Annotated in this window: 3 protein-coding genes and 1 pseudogene; 2 read left to right on the top strand and 2 right to left on the bottom strand. The window is 61.8% G+C overall.

Annotation, left to right across the window (positions count from 1 at the left end):
- Positions 1 to 127 precede the first annotated feature (127 nt).
- On the bottom strand, positions 128 to 2,338 hold the full coding sequence (locus NEZ08_RS15545; protein WP_298108491.1) for an exopolysaccharide transport family protein: 2,211 nt from the start codon (positions 2,336 to 2,338) through the stop codon (positions 128 to 130).
- 173 nt (positions 2,339 to 2,511) lie between these two features.
- Between NEZ08_RS15545 and NEZ08_RS15550 the strand changes: the two genes are divergently transcribed.
- Entirely contained in the window at positions 2,512 to 3,201 is a 690-nt protein-coding gene (locus tag NEZ08_RS15550) for a polysaccharide biosynthesis/export family protein (protein ID WP_298108494.1), read from the top strand.
- Between the two features lie 99 nt (positions 3,202 to 3,300).
- On the opposite strand, the gene NEZ08_RS15555 is transcribed toward NEZ08_RS15550, so the two are convergent.
- A complete protein-coding gene (locus tag NEZ08_RS15555; RefSeq protein WP_298108497.1) occupies positions 3,301 to 3,975 on the bottom strand; it encodes a dienelactone hydrolase family protein in 675 nt (224 codons plus the stop codon).
- A 341-nt stretch (positions 3,976 to 4,316) separates the two neighbouring features.
- Between NEZ08_RS15555 and NEZ08_RS15560 the strand changes: the two are divergent.
- Positions 4,317 to 4,432 (top strand): annotated as a pseudogene (locus NEZ08_RS15560) ((2Fe-2S)-binding protein); the annotation flags it as partial.

A 4,432-nucleotide genomic window follows, 5' to 3' on the forward strand; every position in this document is an offset into this window, starting at 1 on the left:
CGGCGCTGCTGCGGCGATGGTCATGTCAACAGCCGGCCGCGCCAAGCGTCTTGTCAAGAGCAGCCCGGCACTCCTGCAGCTAGCGAAGCGGCTGCGGCGCATTGGCCACTGGCGCTGACCAGAAGAATTAGGCCGCCACGACCCGCGGACCAGGATCAACCATATCCGATGGTGGGACTGGCCTGCTCAGCATCGTCACATCGTTGAAGCCGACTGCCTTGAGCTGATCGCACATTGTGCTCCGGGCATTGGCGGCCATTGCCTCATCGGGCACGACCACAGCCCGGGCCTGCATCGTCAGGAGTTCGGCGGGCAAATCGGAGGCACTGCCGGCGTTCAGCAGGACGTAGTCATAAACCCTCAATAACGCATCAAGCGCCAGCGTCACTCTTGGCGATTGCAGCAACGCGCGATCGGAGCCAGGCCGCCCCGAACCAACCAGATGTGTCCGCGACAGCCGATCCCTGGTGATTACCTCCGCGAACGACGCTCCTCCCTGCACCAATTCCACCAATCCAGGCGCGTCCGGATCGACAGAAACAGCCGGGATCGTCGGCGAAGCCCCAGCAAGGTCCACCACAATGACCTTGGCGCGGCGCGCCATCACGCGCGCAATGGCGAGCGCGGTGAGCGTAATACTCTGGTCCGAGGCCGTGCCGAGGATCGTAATCTTGCGTGCCCCGCTACCCTCGGCAAGGAGGCGCTCTGCGAGCTGTTCAATTTCCGCCACATCCGAACCGGGCACGAGCGGGATAGTGACGGGCTCTTTCGATTCTACGAGCCCAGGCCCGGCAAGCGGAGGTTCGGCCGGCGTGGCAACCTTTGTCGCAGCCGGTTCGCGCAGCGCAACGGGGTCTGCCCCGAACGCCGCAGCGGCGCGCGGAATGGTCATGCGCAGCAACTCGCCGGTGATGATCGTCCCGGAAGACAGCATCAAGGTTGCCAGCGTCGCAAGCAGCACGATCGGAAATTTCTTCGGATAGGCCGGGCTGTTGGACACGCTGCCTCGGGAAATGATCCGCCCGTCGGTCGGCGCGGCCTCGATATTTTCGCGCGTTGTAGCCTCTCGGTACTTGGCCAGATAGGATTCCAGCAGGTCGCGCTGCGCCTTGGCCTCGCGCTCAAGGGCCCGAAGCTGGACGTCCTGGCCGTTGGCCGAACTGGCTTGCCGTTTCAACTGATCCAGGCTGGCGCTGAGATCATCGACCCGGCCGCTGGCAATCCGCGCATCGTTCTCGAGCGAACGGGAAATCTTGCTCGCCTCGTCACGAATTTGGCGATCCAAATCGGCGATCTGCGCTTTGAGTTCCTTGATCCGAGGATGATTATCGAGCAGCGTCGAAGACTGTTCGGCGAGTTGCGCGCGCAGCGTTACGCGTTGTTCGCTCAAGCGACGGATCAGCTCTGAATTCAACACCTCGGAAGCTTCGATCGGCTTTCCGCTCTGAAGCATTTCGCGGATCAGCCGCGCCTTGGATTCGGCATCGGACTTGAGCGCCCGCGCATTGTTGAGCTGTGTATTCAACTCACCCATTTGTTGATTGGACAGCATTGTATTGTTCGTGCCAACGAAAAGGCTGGACTTGGAGCGGAAATCCTCAACGCGGGATTCAGCATCCGACACCTTCTTGCGAAGGCTTTCGATTTCGCGGGCGAGCCATTGCCCGGCCGACCTCGCCTGATCCCTTCTCGCATCCTGTTGCAGCACGAGATAGCCGTCGGCAATGGAATTGGCGACGCGCGCGGCAAGGTCGGGGTCGCGCGACTGAAATTCGATGACGATGACGCGGGACTTGTCGACCGCGTAGACCGCAAGGCGATCATAGTAAGCATCCAGCACACGCTCTTCGGGCGTCAGAGAAACCGGGTCGCGGCCTATCCCGATCAAGGCGAGCAGCGATTTGAGCGGAGAAAAACCCCTCAACACCGGGTCGAATTCCGGCAGTTCCGCCAGCTTGTTCTTCTTGATCACGTCGCGGGCGAGATCGCGCGACAGCACGAGTTGCACCTGGCTGGTAACGGCCTCGGGATCAAGCGCGCCGCGGTCGTCGTTGCGCTCGCCATTGGGCCGCAGAAAAACGTTTTCCCGTCCATCGACGAGGATCCGCACCTCGGACTTGTACCGCGGCGTGATCATGTTCACCGCCGCGACCGACAGCACGGCGGCAAGCAAGGTCGGAACAATGATCCAGTTCCGTTTACGCGCGATCGCCTGACCGATCGCCACAAAATCGAGATCTCCCGTGGGCGCGACACCCGTCTGAAATGCGTTCGGCGCGACGACGGGCTGCGATGGCGCCGTCACCACCTCGTTCGAACGCCAGAACGCTAAACCCATCGCTCACTCCTCGCGGGACGCCACGACTCTACGGATTGCAGCGCGATTACACTCAATTAAGGTTGCCGACGGGTTAATTCCCGAGCGTTTGGCGCGACCGTTGGTCGCCAAGGTCAGGCTTTGTTAACCATGAAAGCCCTTAATCAGAATCAAGAATTGACCGTGGGTTCTCCATGCGAGGCGTTCGCGTTCCAATGGGCTTTGTGTTTGCTGCACTCGCGCTCCCGGGCTGCATGCAGACGACTTCTCCGATGGCCTCAGCGTCGCGCAGCGACCTCGACGCGCTGGCCTATGGCGAGCCGCAGCCTGCTTCGTATTCCGCAGCGCCGCGCGCAAGCTTTGCCAATTCGCCGCGCAACGCTTACGCCGCCCCGACGCCCGTGGCCTATGCCGCCCCGGGCGGCGCTTTCCACGATGTGCCTTATCGCCTCGATGCCGGCGACAAGCTGCGCGTCGTGGTCTACGGCCAGGAAGGCCTCACCAACACCTATGCGATCGATGCCGGCGGCGCGATCACCATGCCTTTGATCGGCGCGGTGCAAGCGCGCGGCAAGACGCCGGCGGGCCTTGCCGCCGACATCTCCGCCAAACTTCGCAACGGCTATATCCGGGAGCCTTCGGTCGCGGTCGAGGTCGAAACCTACCGGCCGTTCTTCATCCTCGGCGAGGTCGCCGCGCCCGGCCAATATCCCTACGTGCCGAACATGAGCGTGGAGAGCGCGGTTGCGATCGCCGGCGGCTTCACGCCGCGCGCCAAGCGGGACAGCGTTACGCTGACCCATAGCGCCAGCCGCACCGTCGTGCCGATCGGCACCCCGATCAGCCCCGGCGACACCATCCTCGTCGGCGAACGCTGGTTTTAAGAGTAGCAATCTGTCATTCCCGGACCTCGACCCGGCAATCCATCGCCCGGAAAATCGTTATCGGCGGATGCGCGGGTCAGGCCCGCGCAAGCCGAGTCCTTACCGCTTCAAATGCTTGGCGAAGAAATCCAGCGTCCGCGGCCAGGCAATGTCGGCGCTTCTCTTGTCGTAGCTGGCTCGCTCATCGCAATTGAATCCGTGCTGCGCCCCCTCATAGACGTAGATCTCGACTTCGGGGCGCTTGGATCGGATGATCTCGACATCGCTCAAGGGAATGCCGCCGTCCTTTTCGCCGAAATGCAACTGCGTCGGCACTTTCGGCTTGTCGTCCGCAAAGCGAACGATCGCGCCGCCGTAGTAACCGACTGCGGCCTTCAGGCCGGAGAGTTTGCTTGCCGCGCCATAGGCCACGCTTCCGCCAAGGCAGAAGCCGACGATACCGACCGGACCGACATCCCTCACCGCATCGATCGCAGCCTGGGTATCACGCAGCATCGCGGCCCAGTCGGGATTGGCGACGAACTTCCGCGCCACTGCAACTTCATCCGGCGAATAGCCGGACTGGAAGTTCGGCTCGGTGCGGTCGAAGATCGATGGCGCGACGGCAACGTAGCCTTCGCCGGCGAGCCGGTCGCATATCGAGCGGATGTGGTGGTTGACGCCGAAGATCTCCTGAATCACGACCAGCGCCCCTTTCGGGGAAGTCACTGGATCGGCGCGATAGCCGCCGAGCTGAAACTGATCCGAAGCGGTGAGTTTGATGTCATGTCCCACGGTTTGCCTGTCCTCATGATGGGTTGTTAGGCCAATTTACGCGAAGCAGGCGATCCCGCAAAACAGCGCGCGGTGCCGGCACGGAGTTGTGATGGCGCGGCAGATGCCACCAGCAGAAGCGAGCTCGTGCCGACAGTAATTCCGGGATGCAAAATATTGCGGCAATGGACCTGCCGCAATGCACAACCAACGTTTGACGTCCCTGCATGAATTTTCGTTGCGTCGCGAATAGATCGCTATCATTCTGTGGCTTCGGCGCCGGCCCGGTGGGTGCCATCCCAACAAGAAAAAAAGTGAGTTCCGCCGTAAGCGGTTTTCATACACCGGCAGGGGAAGAAACCATGCCTAATCTCAACATCAATGGACGGAATATGTCCGTCGAAGCGGCGCACGATACGCCGCTGCTCTGGGTCATCCGCGAGCAATTGCAGATGACCGGCACGAAATTCGGATGCGG

The organism is Bradyrhizobium sp., assembly GCF_027451485.1.
Taxonomy (GTDB): Bacteria; Pseudomonadota; Alphaproteobacteria; order Rhizobiales; family Xanthobacteraceae; genus Bradyrhizobium.